The organism is Kocuria sp. CPCC 205231 (assembly GCF_040980965.1).
Lineage (GTDB): Bacteria > Actinomycetota > Actinomycetes > Actinomycetales > Micrococcaceae > Kocuria > Kocuria rosea.
Genome location: NZ_JAVKPP010000008.1, coordinates 149,106 through 164,500 on the forward strand (window position 1 = coordinate 149,106; position 15,395 = coordinate 164,500).

Here is a 15,395-nt window from a genome sequence, read left to right on the forward strand (position 1 = left end):
CATCGTAGGCGCAGCCCCGTGCCCGTGGCCCGGCGGGCGGGTCGATATCCTGAGGGCCATGAGCGCAACGGGCAGGCCAGGTTCCGAACGACGGGTCACGGTGATCGGGGCGGGCCCGCGCGGGCTCTCGGCCGTGGAGCGGCTCGCGGCCCGCGCCGCGGCCTCGGGCGCCCGGGTGCGCATCGACGTCGTCGACCCCTTCCCGCCCGGTCCGGGGCACGTGTGGCGGACGAACCAGTCCCCGCTGTACCTCATGAACACGCCCTCGGTGTTCCCCACGGTGATCGCCGACGACGGCGTGCTGCCCGTGGACCCGCTCGAGCCGCTGCGGAACATGAGCTTCGAGCACTGGCGGCTCGCCGCCGTGGCGGGGACCATCGCCGTGGACCCCGACGACGCCGCGCACCTGACCCGGATGACGCCCCAGTCCTATCCGTCCCGGCGGATGTACGGGGTCTACCTCTCCTGGATCTTCCGCACGCTGCAGGACGCCCTCCCCGCCACCGTGCAGCTCGCCGTGCACCGGGCCGAGGCCGTGGGCGTGCACGTGCGGGAGCACGCCCGGCACCGCTACGACGTGGAGATCAGCGGCGGGCAGAACCTCCCGGCGGACGCCGTGGTGCTCGCCCTGGGCCACCTCGACGCCGACCTGCGCCCCGACCAGCGGGAGCTCGTGGACGGCGCCGCCGAGCTCGGGCTGACCTACTGGCCGCCCGCCGTGCCCGCCGACGTGCACTGGGACGACCTGCCCGCCGGGCGCACCGTGCTGGTGCGCGGCATGGGCCTGAACTTCTGCGACGTCCTGGCCCAGGTCACCGAGGGCCGCGGCGGGATCTACACCCAGGACGGGGAGCGCTACGTCTACCACCCCTCGGGGCGGGAGCCCGTGATCGTGGCCGGCTCCCGCCGCGGCGCCCCGTACCGCTCCAAGGCGGTGCTCGAGGGCTACTACGCCGGCTCCCTCGTCACCCGGTTCTTCACCCTCGACGCCGTGCGGGCGCTCGCGGCGCGGGCGGAGGGACCGCTGTCCTTCGGGACGGACCTCTATCCGCTGATCCGCAAGGACGCCCAGTGGAACTACTACTCCGTCCTGGCGCGGACCGCCCCGGACGCCTTCGAGACCGACCCGCAGGAGTTCCTGGCGCGCTTCGACGCCGTGCTCGGCACCGGCGACGACCACCCCGAGGGGCCCTGGACCTCCCGGGCCGAGCGGCTCATCGCGTCCGCGGTGGTCCCGGGACGGCAGCTCAACGCCCTCCGGCTGGCCCGCCCCTTCGAGGGGCTCAGCTTCGGCTCCCACGACGAGTACGCGGCGGCCCTGGTCCACCACCTGGACCGGGACGTGCACGGCGCGCTGGCCGGCGAGGACGACCCGCTGCAGATGGCCGTCGCCTCGCTCAACGCCGCGCGCACCGTGCTCAAGGCCGTGCTGGCGGACCTCGGGATCAGCGACGCCTCCTGGACCGACGAGCTGCGGCGCACGTTCGAGCCCTTCGTGGAGGGGCTCGCCTCCGGGCCGCCGGTGCTGCGGAACCAGCAGCTGGCGGCGCTGGCCCGTGCCGGCGTGGTGCGCTTCCTGGGCCCGGACCCGCAGTTCCTCGTGGACGAGGAGGAGGGCCGGTTCGTGGCGAGCTCCCCCTGGGTCAAGGACGAGCCCTTCCGCGCCGAGCACCTCGTGGAGGCCATGTCCCCGCCCAACGACGTCCGGCGCAACATCTCCCCGCTGCTGTCCGCGATGCACCGGGAGGGCCTGGTGCGGGTCCGGGCCATGGAGACCCGGGACGGCGTCGCGACCGTGCCCGGCACCGGGCTGGACGTCACCCGGCCCCCGTACCGGGCCGTGCGCGTCGACGGCGGCGTGGAGCCCGGCGTCCTCGTGCTCGGCCTGCAGCTCTCGGCCGTCCAGTGGGGCGTGGCGATCGCCGCGGAGGCCGGGGCGTCCGCGGAGCTGGGTGCCCGGACCCTGGCGGACGCCGACCGCATCGCCGCGGCGGTGCTGGGCCCGGCCCCGGCACGCGACTGACCCCGGGGGCACCGGGGCCGGCCGGCGCGCCGCGGCCGGGTCAGCCGAGGCGGCGGTGCAGGACCTCGCGGGCCCGGTCGTCGGCGTGCTCCCGGAGGCCCTTGCCGGGGTGCTCGCCGGAGTTGCCCCTGCCCGGCTTCTGCGGGCCGGCGGGCTCGGCGCCGGCGGGGGCCAGGCCGACGATCTCCGGGTTGTGGTCCGAGGCCCGGTACGGGTCGGCCGCGTAGAGGTCGACCACGTTGTGGTTGTGCCGGCTGTACTCCAGGCCCACGGACTCGTGGGTGTTGATCTCCCAGATGTCCGAGCCCGTGACGATCCCGGCCGCGGCCGGAGAGGCCAGGACGTGGTCGAGGGAGCCGACCATCCCGCCGTAGGCGTAGGAGTGCTCGCCCGCCGGCGCGAGGTTCGTGTAGCCGGCCTCGTGCAGGACCCGCATCGGGTCCTCCTGGTCGTAGGAGTTGAAGTCACCGGCCAGGAGGACCCGGTCGGTGCCCTGGGTGGTCTTGAGCTCCTCGGCGAAGGCCACCAGGGCCCGGGCCTGGGCGGTGCGGTCGGCGTTCCAGGCCCCGGCGCCGTCCCCGGCGTCCGCATTGGGGCCGGTGGAGGGGGCGGAGCCCTTGGACTTGAAGTGGTTGACGACCACCGTGAAGTCGCCGCCCGCGTCCCCGCCTGCGGGGCGGAACGTCTGGGCCAGCGGCTCGCGGGCGTTGTCGAAGTTCTCCTCGTCGTCCAGGATCACGGACTCGCCCACGGTCTCGAGTGCGGCCGGCTGGTAGATGAACGCGGTGCGGATGACGTCCTCGTCCTCGACGGCGGGTCGCTCGGCCGGTGACGGCACGTACGCCCAGACCTCGGAGCCGGCGGCGGTGTTGAGGGCCTCGACCAGGTCGGACAGGGCCTGGTCCCGGTCCTTGCCGAACTTCGCGGAGTTCTCGATCTCCTCCAGGGAGACGACCTCGGCGTCCAGGGCGTTGATCGCGGCGACGATCTTGGCCTGCTGGCGCTCCAGGTCCTCCTGTTCGGCCGCCCCGCGGGCGTCGCAGCCTCCGCGCACCGAGACCGGGTCGCCGGCGCGGTCCGTGTAGTAGGTGCAGCCGGTCAGCTCGTCGCCGGTGGTGGTGAAGTAGTTCAGCACGTTGAACGTGGCCAGCTGCACGTCCCCGCCGACGTCCTCGGGGGCGGCGGTGCGGGTGTTCTCGGCGACCACGGGGGCGTCCTGGGCGTTGTCCCCGGTCACCCGGGTCGTGGGCTGGAGGCGCCACTCCTCGAACGAGTAGCCGAGCACCACCGGCGCCACGAAGTCCACGGGCGCGCCGATCCGCATCGGGGTCGTGGGAGAGAGGTAGGGGAGGGGGACCGAGGCGTTGGCGAAGTTGCCGTAGTTGGTCGTGGCGCCGTCGTCGAGCAGGACGCCCCGGGCCTCGTTGTCCGCGGCCTGGGCGGCGGCCTCCGGCGAGCCGGGCGCGCCGACGGCGGTGGGCTGCACCAGCGGCGTGGTGTCCGCGGCCAGCCCGATCTCCCCGTAGCGGTTGAGGTCGTGGTTGTCGGCGACCACGAACGCACCGGCCGGGTCCAGGAGCATGCCCTCGAGGTCCTCGCGCTCGGCCTCGCCGGCGGGCCAGCCGACGGCGGCGGGCTCGACCGCCTCGGCGGCCTCGTCGAGGACAGTGACCCCCTCCGGGTGCACGCTGATCTGGGTCTGTCCGTGGTACTCGGCGACCGTCCCGGTGACCTCGACGTACTGGCCGAGCTCCACGTTCGCCACGGCCGAGGGTGAGTACACGAAGACGCCGTCGGAGGCGTCGTGGGCGGCGGTGTCCAGGTCGCCACCGGTGCCAGGGGTCTGGAGGTACCAGCCGTTGAGCCCGCCGGTGGCGTAGACGGCGGTGACCACGCCGCGGGTGGTCACGGCCTGTCCGGCCCTGGGGGAGACGTCGCCGGTGCCCTGGATGTCCCGGATCGCCAGCTCCACCGGCGGGGCGGCGGGCTCCGGGCTCGGCTCGGGGACCGGTTCGGGGGCGGGCTCGCCCCCGCTGCCACCGGAGTTCTGCGGGGTCACCGCGGTCGTGGCGGTGAAGTCGGCGGAGTTGTCGTCGGTGTCCACGCCGTCGGCGCGGGTCATGGACTTCGGGTCCGCATTCGCCGACGGGCCCGTGGCGGGCGCGGTCTCGTAGGTGTTGGAGGTGCCGTAGCCGAGCAGGTCCACGAGCCCGTCGGTACCGGTCACCGAGCCAGTGGGGGCGGCCAGGGGCTGCTCGCCGTCGGAGAGCACGATCGTCCCGGAGACGCCCGCCGGGTTGAACGAGGTGGCGAGGTCGGGGGCGGGCAACGCGGCACCGCTGCCCGCGTTGGACCCGCCCTGGACCAGGAAGTAGCCGCCCGGGGCGATGGTCCCGGACAGCGCCACCGTGCTGGTGACGGTTCCGGTGCCGGACGCGGAGCGGTACTGCAGGGTCCAGCCGGTGAGGTCCACCGGCTGGACCGTGGGGTTGTAGAGCTCGACGAACTTGTGGGTGTAGACGGCGTTGGCCGAGCCGCCGTTGGTGTAGGCCTCGTTGATGACCACGTTCGCCCCGTCCGGGGCGGCGTGCACGGGCACGGTCAGCGGCGCGGCGAGCAGGGCCGCGGCCAGAGCCCCGCTCAGGGGCAGGGAGAACAGCTTGTTCACGGTGGGGAGTTCCTTCAGTGGGGGCAGGGGGAGAAGGGGAGAGAACGATCGGGGCTCAGCCGAAGAGACGGCTGAGGACCTGGTGGGCCCGCTCGGAGCCGTGCTTCCAGTCGCCGCGGCCGGGCTCGCCCTGGCCGGGGTGCTCGCCGGAGTGGCCCGTGCCGGGTTTCTGCGGCTGGGTCGGCCTGTCGGTGGGCTCCGGCTCGGTGGCGCAGTCGGTGGGCAGGTCCAGGACAGCCTCCGGCACGCGGACCTGCGTGCCGGACGGCTCGGCGACCAGCCACACGGCGGCGTCGTCGGCCAGGCCGGTCGTGTCGAGGCTGACCGAGGTCGTGCCGTCGGTGACCGGTGCCGTGCCGAGTTCAGTGCCGTCCGGGTCGCCCGCGCGCACGCTCAGCGAGGTGTTCTCCGATGCGCCCAAGGAGGTCATGTCCAGGGAAGAGACGTCGAAGGTCACGGTGCAGCCGTCCGCGGCGGCCCCGGTCAGCGCCACGGACCGGCGGTCGAACTCGGGGGACAGCGGGCTGTTGGCGGCGAGGTACTCCATCCAGGCGTCGCGGTCGATCCGGCCGGTGTCGGTGACGTCGGTGCCCTCGGTCAGGGCGGTGAAGTTGTCGCCGCCCTCCACCAGGAAGGACACCGAGCCGATCACGTACTCGGCGGCCGGGTCGACGGGCTGCCCGTCGACCGTGATCGAGGTGATCCGGTCCCCGGCCGGGCGGGCGGCGTCGAAGGTGTAGGACACGTTCTCGGACAGCCCCAGCTGCAGGTACGGCCGGGACGATCCCTCGGGCTGCCACTGCTGTTCGAGGACCCGCTCGAACTGCTCGCCGGTGAGGGTCACGGTGGTGAGGTTGTTGGCGAAGGGCAGCACCTGGTTGGCCTCGGACTCCGTCACCACGCCGTCGCGCTCGCCGTCGATGGCCTGGCCGGGGTCGTCCGCCCAGAGGAGGTCGGCGCGCAGGCCGCCGGGGTTGATGAGGCCGATCTGCACGCCGTCCGACTCGTCCAGGCTGTCGCGGATGGACTCGGCGACCAGGTTGCCGAGGCTCGACTCGGCGCCGCGGTCGTCGCGGGCCTGCACGCCGTCCCGCAGACCGTAGGCGGTGGTGATGTCCCCGGTGATCTCGCCGACCGGGGTGCTGCCCCGCTCCAGGGCCACCGCCTCGGCGTCCGCGACGATCCCGGCGACCTCCGCGACGCGCGGATACCTGGCGACCAGCTCCTCCTCGGTCGCGGTGACGACCTCGTCGACGGCCAGCACGCCGGTGGTGAGGTCGACGTCGTCGGCGGCCTCGTCGTAGCTCAGGGAGATCCGCCCGAGGCTGCCGCCGTACGAGCCGGCCTGCAGGACCGCGCGGTCGAGGTCGCCGTCGCCGTCCACGTCGACGCCCTCGTCGTAGACCTGGTGGGTGTGCCCGTTGAGCACCACGTCCACGGTCGCGCTGGTGCCGGTCACCAGCCGATCGCCGAGGGCGTCGGCCGCGTCGGCGGCGCCCTCGTGGTAGACGGCCACCACGACGTCGGCCCCGTCCGCCTCGAGCCGCTCGGCCTCGGCGTTGACGGCCTCGACGGGGTCGCCGAAGGTGATGCCCTCGATCGCGCCGGGCGAGACGAGCGTGGCGGTCTGCTGGGTGACGGCGCCGACCACGCCCACGCGCACGCCCTCGACGTCGAACGTCGCGGACGCCTCGGTGACGAGCTCGCCGTCCGGGCCGGTGACGTTGGCCGCCAGGTAGGGGAAGCCGGCGCGCTCGGTGATGCGGCCGGTCACGTCGTCCGCGCCCCGGTCGAACTCGTGGTTGCCCACGGCGGAGGCGTCGAGCTCGAGCGCGTCGAGCACGTCGAGCGTGGGGTCGTCCTGCTGCACGGCCGAGACGTATTCGGTGGCGCCCACGTTGTCCCCGCCGGACAGCAGCAGCGTGCCGTCCTCGTTCTCCGCGCGCAGCTGCTCGATCGCGCCCGCGAAGAGGAGGGGGTCGGAGGAGAGCCGGCCGTGGTAGTCGTTGAAGTAGAGCAGCTCGACGGCCGTCTCCCCGGCCGCGGTCGCCCCCGCGCCCGGTGCCGGCGGGGGCGCCGTCCCCTGGGCGGACGCCGCGGGGAGGACCAGACCGGTCGAGGTGACCACGGCGCCGGCGGCGAGCGCGGCGAGCAGGGCAGGACGGTGCTTCTGGGGCGCCATGGGGGTCCTCCGGGGGATGCGGCGGTGCGTTGTCCCCATTTCAGCACGCGGAGGTGAACGGCGAGCCACGACACCGCGACATTTCTCCGGCCCCGGGACGGGCCGAGGCCCCCACCGGCCGGTTCGGGGTGGGGGCCTCGTGCGGAGGCGGAAGGTAAGGGATTTGAACCCTTGGTACGGGGTCACCGCACACCGGTTTTCAAGACCGGCTCCTTAGGCCGCTCGGACAACCTTCCCCGCGCCCGCCCGGTCCCCGGCGGGGGCGGCGGAGCGCGCAGCCCATTCTTCCACGGCGCCCGGAACGCCGCCAAAGCCCCGGTAGGGTGAGCGCGTGGACGCACCCGAGAGCCCCGACCGCGGGACGACGACGATCGTGTGGTTCCGGGACGATCTGCGCGTCACGGACCACCCCGCCCTCGACGCCGCGTGCCGGCGCGGCGCGGTGGTCGCCCTCTGCGTCCTGGACCAGGAGTCCGAGGGGGTCCGGCCCCTCGGCGCGGCCGCGAAGTGGTGGCTGGACGGGTCGCTGCGGTCCCTGCGGGAGTCGCTCCGGGAGCTGGGCATCCCCCTGGTGCTGCGCCGCGGCCCCGCCGGGACCGTGCTCCCCGAGGTCCTCGAGCGCACGGGGGCGGGCGGCATCACGTGGAACCGCCGCTACGGCGGGCCCGAGCTCGCCGTGGACGCCGGAGTGAAGCAGTGGTGCGCCGAGCACGGGGTGGAGGCGCACTCGTTCCAGGCCGCGCTGCTGCACGAGCCGTGGACCCTGCGCACCGGCGCCGGCGGCCCGTACAAGGTGTTCACCCCCTTCTGGAAGGCGCTCCGGGCGCTGGAGATCCGGCAGCCGCTCCCCGTGCCCGGGCCGGGCCGGGGGGCCGCCGCGGAGGTGGCGGCGACCGCCGGCACCGAGGACCCGGTCGACTGGGGCCTGGTGCCGTCCCCGGAGCGCGCGGCCGGGCTGGCCGCGGTGTGGAAGCCCGGGGAGGCGGCCGCGTGGGAGCGGCTGGACGACTTCCTGGACCGCGTCGAGGACTACGCCGAGGGCCACGACCGGCCGGACCGGGACGGCACCAGCCGGCTCTCCCCGCACCTGCGATGGGGCGAGATCAGCCCGTTCGCGGTCTGGGACGCGGCCGTCCGGCACCGGTCCGAGCAGGGGAGCAGCCCGGGGCTGGAGAAGTTCCTGGCCGAGCTGGGCTGGCGGGAGTTCAACTGGCACCTGCTCCACCAGGTGCCGGACCTGCACGTGCGCCACGTCCGCCCGGCCTTCGACGCGTTCCCGTGGCGGGACGCGGCGGAGGCGGCCGGCGACGTCCGGGCCTGGCAGGAGGGGCGCACCGGCTTCCCGCTCGTGGACGCGGGCATGCGGCAGCTGCGGGCCACGGGGTGGATGCACAACCGGGTCCGGATGGTCGCCGGGTCCCTGCTCACCAAGAACCTGCTGGTCGACTGGCGGGTGGGGGAGCAGTGGTTCTGGGAGACGCTCGTGGACGCCGAACCGGCGAGCGGGCCCGGGAACTGGCAGTGGGTCGCGGGCTCCGGCGCGGACGCGAGCCCGTTCTTCCGGATCTTCAACCCGCTGACCCAGGGCCGGAAGTTCGACCCCGAGGCCCGCTACATCCGCCGCTGGATCCCCGAGCTGGCCGGCGACGAGGGCGTGGACCCGCACGAGCCCGGTCTGCTCGGACCGTCGGTCGGCTACCCGGAGCCGGTCGTGGACCTGCCGGCCAGCCGCGGCCGCGCCCTCGACGCCTACGCCTCGATCCGCTGAGGGCGGCGCCGGCGTCCGCCTGTTCGGCACGGGCCGACGCCGGGTGACCGGGGGCCCGCCCCGCGACACAATGGGAGCGACCGTCGCCCCCGACCGGAAGGCCCCACCATGCGCGCAGTGCTCGAGACCACCCCCGGCGGACCGGAGGTCCTCGCCGTCGCCGAGGTCCCCGCCCCGGAGCTCACGCCCGACGGGGTGCGGATCCGGGTCCGGGCCGCCGGGATCAACCGGGCGGACGTCATGCAGCGGCTGGGCAGGTATCCGGTCCCGCCCGGGGCGTCGACCGTCTTCGGCCTCGAGGTCTCGGGCACGGTGCAGGAGCTCGGCCCCGAGGTGCCCGCCGGCGCCGGGTTCGCCCCCGGCGACGAGGTCGTCGCCCTCCTGGACTCCGGGGGCTACGCCGAAGAGGTCGTCGTCCCGGCCGGCCAGGTCTTGCCCGCGCCCGCCGGGGTGGACCTCGTCGCCGCCGCCGGCCTGCCGGAGGTGTGCGCCACGGTGTTCTCCAACGTCTTCATGGCCGCCGCCGCCCGCGAGGGCGAGACGGTCCTGGTGCACGGCGGCACCGGCGGGATCGGCACCAACGCCCTCCAGATGTGCCGGGCCCTCGGCCTGCGCGTGCTCACCACGGTCGGCAGCCCGGAGAAGGCCGAGGCTGCACGGCGGCTCGGCGCCGAGGCGATCGACTACCGGCAGGAGGACTTCGTGGCGCGCGTGCGGGAGCTCACGGACGGGCACGGCGCCGACATCGTGCTCGACGTCGTGGGCGGCTCCTACCTGGGGCGCAACCTAGACGCGCTGGCCACCAACGGCCGGATCGCGGTCATCGCCACCCAGGGCGGACGCACGGGGGAGCTGGACCTCGGCAAGCTCATGGCCAAGCGGGCCGCCGTGATCGGCACCACGCTGCGCCCGCGGCCCGTGGCGGAGAAGACCCGCATCATGGCCGCCGTGCGGAAGCACGTGTGGCCCCACGTCGAGTCCGGCGCCGTCCGCCCGGTCGTGGACCGCACCTTCCCCCTGGACGAGGTCGCGCGGGCCCACGAGTACTTCGACTCCGGCACGCACATCGGCAAGGTCCTGCTCGTCCCCTGAGCGCACCCCTCGGCACGGCCGCGGACGGCCCGGTCCCGGCCCGTCGCCGGGCCCGGCCCGCCCTCCGCGCGCACGGAGGGCGGGCCGGGCCGCCGTAGGATGGACTGTCTCCACTCGAAAGGACCGCCCGTGGCATTCCTGCGCGACTACCGCGCCGCTCGCCGTGACGAGGCCGAGCTCGGTCTGGGCGTGTGGCGCCGCGCCCACGACCGGTTCCGCCGGGGTCTGGACCGCTTCCACCAGATCCTCGAGAGCCTCCCGGACAAGACGCTCGCGCAGTCCGTGGTCCCCACCGCCAACGCGCTCGCCGATCTGCTGCCGGAGGTGCGGGCCGTGTGCGCGGCGGCGCAGCGCACGGCGCCGAGCAGCAGCCACGACATCCCGGCCTCCCCGGGCGGCTACCTCAACGACGTCCACCGCGAGCTCTCCCGAGCCGGCAACGCGATGGCCCAGGCGGCGGAGGCCCTCACCATGGCCCGGTTCGTGCGGGCCGACGAGGAGTCCTCGGCCCACCGGCTGGACGCGGTCGTCCGCCGGGCCGAGGCGGTGCGGGAGCACGTGGAGCGCGCCGAGGAGCTGCTGCGGCGCGGCTGAAGCCCGTTCCCGGCGGTGACGGGGTGGACCCGACAGCCTGCTGATGGTTTGATGGGCGGCATGACCTCCTCCGGATTCGACTACCGCGCGGCCGACGGCGAGTTCGACGCCCGCTGGTCCCGCTCGCCCCTCGGCCGGCCCGACCGCGGAGGCCTTGGCCGCTTCGGCCCGGGCTACGACCTGCCCGGCCGCCGGGGCGGGGGGTACGGGCGCCGCTCCGGCTTCCGCATGCTCCCCTTCCCCGGGTACTCCACCCGGACGCGCCGCGGCACGAACGTCACGGTGGGCGGCTGCTGTCTGCCCCTGCCGATCGGGTGCCTGACCACCACGGTCCTCGCGGGCGCGGCGGCCGTCCTCGTGGGCCGCGCCGCCCGCGACTGAGCGTCCCGGTGGGCCGGGCGGCGGATCACGCGGCCGCCGGCTCCGCGCGGAGGACCTCGACCGGGACGGGCGCGAGGTGCTCGACCGGGACGGGGGCGGCGTGCTCCGCCGGGACGGGCGCGAGGTGCTCGACCGGGACGGTCCCGTCCTCCTCGGCCTCCAGCGGCGGGCAGAGGCGCCAGCCGACGGCCTCCAGGTCGAGGGCGAGACGCGTCTGGCCGGTCACGGCGCCCTCGTCGCAGTAGCGGCCGAACGACCGGTGGACGTCCTCGAGCGCCTGCCAGCGGATCAGCGCGGCCGGGCCCCCGACTGCGGTGGACCGGGCGGAGACGGCGCCCACGTTGCGGTCCCGGAGGGCGGCCAGGGCGCGGGCCAGGAAGCCCGGCGGCAGCCGGACGCCGGGGTCGAGGACCAGCACCAGGTCGTCCGGCTCCATCCGGACGGTGTCCAGGGCCTGGTTGAGCGCCCCGGCACGGTGGTGCCGGTTGTCGACGGTGAGCAGGACCTCGGCGCCGGCGTGCAGGGCGACCTCGACGGTGGCGTCGGTGGAGTCGTCCGACATGACGAGGATGCGCTCCGGCGGACGGGTCTGGCGGTGGAGGGAGACGACCGCGTGCTCGACGCGGGCCGCCTCGTCGTGGGCGGGAATGATCGCGGCGATCATGACGACTTCTCTCGGCGTGCCCGGCGTGCGTCCCGCCGCTGACGTCCCCCTGGGGCGGGGCGCCCGACCGGCCCCTGAACGAGTGTTCTCGGTGACAACGTGAGCCCCCTGACGTGTTGTCCTGGACCAAAGTCTAGGCACCACGGCGGACAGTTTACATCCGCAAATCAGGGGACGTCCGCCCCGGCCGGACGCGGGTTCGGCGCCTCCCCGGGGGCGCTACACCTCGTCCCGGCCGCACTCCCGGCACAGCTTCCAGACGTTCGTGTCCCCGTGCCGCTCGAACACCACCCGGCTGACCAGGGCCTGGATCAGGGCGAGCCCGCGGCCGGACTCGCGGTGCTCCTGCGCCATGGCCCCCGTGAGGTCGACCTGCGCCGGTGCGGCGCCGATCTCGTAGATCCTCGCCTCCAGCCGGTGGGGGTCCGCGACCAGGTCCACGGACAGCTCGATCGGGTCCTCCGCCGCGGGCACCGCGTGCACCACCACGTTGCCGGCCGCCTCCACGACCGCGAGCGTGAAGGCCATCCGGTCGGTCTCGGGCACGAACGCGGCCTCCCCCCACAGCGCGTCCAGGTCCTCGTGCAGGGCGTCCACCGTCAGGGCGGTGGCCGGGCCCCGGCGCGAGCGGCGGGCCGTGGGCTCAGTCATCGGCGAAGGCCGCGTCGGCGGTGTCGTAGGGGGTCAGGACGCGGTGCATGCTGGTGAGCTCGAGGACCATGCGGACCTGGGGGCGGACGTTCGCGATCCGCAGGTCGCCGCCGGCCTGGCGGGCCAGCTTGAGGCACCCGATGAGGGCGCCCAGACCGGACGAGTCCATGAACTCGGTGCCGCCGAGGTCGACCACCACGTGGTTGCTGCCCTCGTCGACGACCTTCGCCACGACCTCCCGGAGCTTGGGCGCCCCCACCATGTTGAGCCGTCCGGTGCCCGTGATGTGGGCGAACCTCGGCTTCTGCTCAATCGTGAACTGCATCGGCACTCCTCTCCTCGGGCTCGAAGCCCGTGTATCTCGCGGCGGTGACGAGCACGCTCAGCACCACCAGGTCGAAGGCGACCCAGGCCACGTTGACCAGGGTTCCCACCGGTTCGTTCAGCCCCACCGCCAGCCGGGCGGTCCCCACCAGGAGGGCCGCGGCCAGCAGCCCCATCACCACCAGCTGGGGGCGGATGAGGTGCCAGGCCGGGCCGGCGTCCTGCCGCACCTTGGGCGTGACGGCGAAGCCGAGGGGGCGGCCGAACCAGACGTTGCGGGCGGCCGTGGTGCACGCCCTGATCCAGATGGGGAACAGCGCCAGGCTGTACTGCTGGCCGCGCCAGGTGGGGATGCCCCGGCCCACCACGAGGAACAGCAGCTGGTTCACCACCATGAAGGGGATGAAGCGGACGAAGAAGTCCCAGCTGAGGCTGGTGACGGGGAGGATGCCCAGCACCAGGTACACGATGGGCGCGGCGAAGTAGACGACGGCCGCGAAGCCGGACAGGTAGCTCCACATCGTGGCGAAGTACATGAGCCGCTGGCCCCACCCCAGCCGGCGCTGCAGCAGCGGGTTCTCCCGGAGCAGCACCTGCACCGTGCCCTGTGCCCAGCGCAGGCGCTGGGTGAGCATGGTCTTCAGGTCCTCGGGGGCCAGGCCGTGGGCGAGGACCTCGTGGTGGTAGACGCTGCGCCAGCCCAGGCCGTGCAGGCGCATCGCGGTGGCCATGTCCTCGGTGACCGAGATCGTCGCCAGCGGCATCACCGGCTGGGCCTCGCCGGGCCGGTCCACGGAGACCGCCTCGAGCACCTCCCGGACCGGTTCCACGGCGGCCAGCGGGGACAGGTCGCGGCGGGACATCCGGTCCACGGCGGAGGCGAGCTCGTCCGGCCAGACCATGCCGTCCTCGGGGGGCAGGTCCAGGGCGGCGATCGAGGCGAGGTCCGCCTCGATCTGGGAGAAGTCCTGCGTGACGGTGCGCCGGGCCGCCGCGTCCACCTCGCGCTGCAGACGGTAGGTCAGCTCGGTCAGGGGGGCGCCGGCCTTCAGCTCGGCGCGGGCCCGCTCGGTGGCGGCCTCGACGTCGTCGAGCATGCCTGCGACGACGGGGTTCGCGGCCTCCGGGGACCGTCGCGCCCTCCGCAGGGCGGCCCGGGTGCGGGCGAGGGACTCCTTCACGTCCTGCTCGACCTCCTGGACGTAGCCGGAGAGGCCGAGCTGCATGAGCGCCTCGCGGCGCAGGATCGCGTTGGAGCCGCAGAAGAAGGCGGCGTTCCAGCCGTCCTTGCCCTGCTGGATGGGGCCGTAGAACAGGGGGGCCTGGCTGCCGAGCGGATCGTGGTCCGGCACGTTGACGAACCACTGCGGCGTCTGCACGAGCGCCACCCTGCGGTCGTTGAACCAGCCCAGGGTCCGGTCCAGGATCTCCGGGGCCGGGACCTGGTCGGCGTCGAGGATCAGCAGGAACTCGCCCTGGGTGAGCATCAGGGCGTTGTTGAGGTTGCCGGCCTTGGCGTGGCGCGGCCGGTCGGTCCAGTCCTCGCTGCGCGTCAGGTAGCCCAGCCCGTGCTCGGCGGCGAGCGCCTCGAGCTCGGGGCGGGCCCCGTCGTCGAGGATCCACGTGCTGTGCGGGTGCCGGATCGCCTGCGCCGCCAGGGCGGTGCCCATCACGAGGTCGAGGGGCTCGTCGTAGGTCGTGATGAACACGTCCACGGTGGCGCCCGCGGGCGGGGCACCGGCCTCCCCGCGCCGCCGGAGCCGCCAGACGGTGAGCCCGAACAGCGAGACGTCGATCAGGCTGTACGTCTCGGCGAGCACCAGGGGCACGGCGATCCACCACGCCGACCAGTTCAGCGACTCGAGCCAGCGCCAGGCGATGTAGTTGACGCCCAGCAGGAGGGTCAGGACGACCAGGAGCCGGACGAGGAAGCGGTTCACGGGGCGGACCGGCGGCGGACGACCACGGCGGTGACGTCGTCGGTGCGGGTCTCCTCGCCGGCGAGGTCGATGACCGCGGTGCAGGCGGACGCGGCGTCCTCGTGGCGGGAGACCACGTCGGCGACCGCCCGCACGGCGTCGTCGACGTCCTCGTACGCGTCGAGGAGGCCGTCGCTGACGACGACGAGGGCGTCGCCGGGCGCGAGCACGATCCGGCCGGGCACCCACTGCGTCCCGGGCACCGCCCCCACCGGGGGGCCGCCCGGGCGCAGCCGGTCGATCCCGTCCGCGCGCACGTGCAGTCCCAGCCCGTGGCCCGCGTCGACGTACTCCACGACCCCGTCGGCCGTGTCCAGGCGGGCGTGGAAGAGCGTGACGAAGGAGTCGGAGTGGGCGAGGTCGTGCTCGAGGTGCCGGCAGGTGTCGCCGAAGGCCTGCGCCATGTCCGGCTGCCCGGCCGCGGAGCGCAGCACGGCGCGCACGGTGGCGGCGATGAGCGCGGCCCCCATGCCCTTGCCCATGGCGTCGGCCAGCGAGACCTGGAGCCCGCCCTCGGTCGTGTACCAGTCGAAGAAGTCCCCGCCCACGCTGCGGGACGGCCGGCACGCCCCGGCCACGTCGTAGCCGGGCACGGCCGGGGCGGCGGCGGGCAGCAGGCTGCGCTGGACCTCGGCCGCGCGGCGCAGCTCCTCGGCGTCGGCCTGCTCCGCCCGGGCGCGCGGCCGGCGGAACATCGCCTCGATCCTGGCCTGCAGCTCCCGGGGGCTGAACGGCTTGCTGATGTAGTCGTCCGCCCCGCGCTCGAGGCCCTCCAGCCGGTCGATCTCGCCCGGGCGGGCCGTGACCATGAGCAGGTAGGCGTCCGAGAACTGCCGGACCCGCCGGCAGACCTCCAGCCCGTCGAGGTCCGGGAGGCTGAGGTCCAGGGTGATGAGATCGGCGCCGTCGCGGCGCACGGCCTCGATGCCCTCGAGGCCGGTCGCGGCGGTCGTCACGGTGAAGCCGCGCATGCCGATGGTCTGGGCGAGGAGGTTGCGGATGTCGTCGTGGTCTTCGATCACGACGGCACGGCGACCCTGGGGGGAGGGGGTCATGGACCCATTAAGCC

12 protein-coding genes and 1 tRNA gene are annotated in these 15,395 nt (G+C 74.4%); 5 read left to right on the plus strand and 8 right to left on the minus strand.

Features of this window, described 5'->3' with window-relative positions:
- Positions 1-58: 58 nt before the first annotated feature.
- Complete coding sequence (locus RF640_RS10605) at positions 59-2,023, plus strand: FAD/NAD(P)-binding domain-containing protein (RefSeq protein WP_051063701.1); 1,965 nt, start codon at positions 59-61, stop codon at positions 2,021-2,023.
- A 40-nt stretch (positions 2,024-2,063) separates the two neighbouring features.
- On the opposite strand, the gene RF640_RS10610 is transcribed toward RF640_RS10605, so the two are convergent.
- From RF640_RS10610 to RF640_RS10620, 3 genes are all read right to left on the minus strand, one after another.
- Positions 2,064-4,691, minus strand: a complete 2,628-nt coding sequence (locus tag RF640_RS10610) for an ExeM/NucH family extracellular endonuclease (RefSeq protein ID WP_109222205.1) — start codon at positions 4,689-4,691, stop codon at positions 2,064-2,066.
- A 55-nt stretch (positions 4,692-4,746) separates the two neighbouring features.
- Complete coding sequence (locus tag RF640_RS10615; RefSeq protein ID WP_368827772.1) at positions 4,747-6,873, minus strand: bifunctional UDP-sugar hydrolase/5'-nucleotidase; 2,127 nt, start codon at positions 6,871-6,873, stop codon at positions 4,747-4,749.
- Positions 6,874-7,021: 148 nt separating this feature from the next.
- Positions 7,022-7,109, minus strand: a tRNA-Ser gene (locus tag RF640_RS10620).
- Positions 7,110-7,204: 95 nt separating this feature from the next.
- On the opposite strand from RF640_RS10620, the gene RF640_RS10625 reads away from it, so the two are divergent.
- From RF640_RS10625 to RF640_RS10640, 4 genes are all read left to right on the plus strand, one after another.
- A complete protein-coding gene (locus tag RF640_RS10625) occupies positions 7,205-8,641 on the plus strand; it encodes a deoxyribodipyrimidine photo-lyase (protein WP_368827774.1) in 1,437 nt (478 codons plus the stop codon).
- Positions 8,642-8,749: 108 nt separating this feature from the next.
- Complete coding sequence (locus RF640_RS10630) at positions 8,750-9,733, plus strand: NAD(P)H-quinone oxidoreductase (protein WP_109222203.1); 984 nt, start codon at positions 8,750-8,752, stop codon at positions 9,731-9,733.
- Positions 9,734-9,862: 129 nt separating this feature from the next.
- Positions 9,863-10,327: a hypothetical protein gene (locus RF640_RS10635; protein ID WP_017831984.1), complete on the plus strand. Its 465-nt coding sequence runs from the start codon at positions 9,863-9,865 to the stop codon at positions 10,325-10,327.
- Positions 10,328-10,387: 60 nt separating this feature from the next.
- Positions 10,388-10,708: a hypothetical protein gene (locus RF640_RS10640; protein ID WP_368827776.1), complete on the plus strand. Its 321-nt coding sequence runs from the start codon at positions 10,388-10,390 to the stop codon at positions 10,706-10,708.
- Between the two features lie 25 nt (positions 10,709-10,733).
- On the opposite strand, the gene RF640_RS10645 is transcribed toward RF640_RS10640, so the two are convergent.
- The 5 genes from RF640_RS10645 to RF640_RS10665 form a co-directional block, all read right to left on the minus strand.
- A complete protein-coding gene (locus tag RF640_RS10645; RefSeq protein WP_368827778.1) occupies positions 10,734-11,372 on the minus strand; it encodes a glycosyltransferase family 2 protein in 639 nt (212 codons plus the stop codon).
- A 219-nt stretch (positions 11,373-11,591) separates the two neighbouring features.
- Positions 11,592-12,023, minus strand: a complete 432-nt coding sequence (locus RF640_RS10650) for an ATP-binding protein (RefSeq protein ID WP_109222200.1) — start codon at positions 12,021-12,023, stop codon at positions 11,592-11,594.
- On the minus strand, positions 12,016-12,348 hold the full coding sequence (locus tag RF640_RS10655) for an STAS domain-containing protein (RefSeq protein WP_017831980.1): 333 nt from the start codon (positions 12,346-12,348) through the stop codon (positions 12,016-12,018). Before RF640_RS10655 ends, RF640_RS10650 begins: the two co-directional genes overlap by 8 nt.
- Entirely contained in the window at positions 12,332-14,287 is a 1,956-nt protein-coding gene (locus RF640_RS10660) for a glycosyltransferase family 2 protein (protein ID WP_095650897.1), read from the minus strand. Before RF640_RS10660 ends, RF640_RS10655 begins: the two co-directional genes overlap by 17 nt.
- Positions 14,284-15,381, minus strand: a complete 1,098-nt coding sequence (locus RF640_RS10665) for a PP2C family protein-serine/threonine phosphatase (RefSeq protein WP_368827781.1) — start codon at positions 15,379-15,381, stop codon at positions 14,284-14,286. The genes RF640_RS10660 and RF640_RS10665 overlap by 4 nt, the downstream gene beginning before the upstream one ends.
- Positions 15,382-15,395: the final 14 nt, after the last annotated feature.

Excerpts from the sequence above, each read along its gene's own strand:
- RF640_RS10605 (WP_051063701.1), top strand. The coding sequence starts at position 59 with ATGAGCGCAACGGGCAGGCCAGGTTCCGAACGACGGGTCACGGTGATC.
- RF640_RS10615 (WP_368827772.1), bottom strand. The coding sequence starts at position 6,873 with ATGGCGCCCCAGAAGCACCGTCCTGCCCTGCTCGCCGCGCTCGCCGCC.
- RF640_RS10630 (WP_109222203.1), top strand. The coding sequence starts at position 8,750 with ATGCGCGCAGTGCTCGAGACCACCCCCGGCGGACCGGAGGTCCTCGCC.
- RF640_RS10640 (WP_368827776.1), top strand. The coding sequence starts at position 10,388 with ATGACCTCCTCCGGATTCGACTACCGCGCGGCCGACGGCGAGTTCGAC.
- RF640_RS10645 (WP_368827778.1), bottom strand. The coding sequence starts at position 11,372 with ATGATCGCCGCGATCATTCCCGCCCACGACGAGGCGGCCCGCGTCGAG.
- RF640_RS10650 (WP_109222200.1), bottom strand. The coding sequence starts at position 12,023 with ATGACTGAGCCCACGGCCCGCCGCTCGCGCCGGGGCCCGGCCACCGCC.
- RF640_RS10655 (WP_017831980.1), bottom strand. The coding sequence starts at position 12,348 with ATGCAGTTCACGATTGAGCAGAAGCCGAGGTTCGCCCACATCACGGGC.
- RF640_RS10665 (WP_368827781.1), bottom strand. The coding sequence starts at position 15,381 with ATGACCCCCTCCCCCCAGGGTCGCCGTGCCGTCGTGATCGAAGACCAC.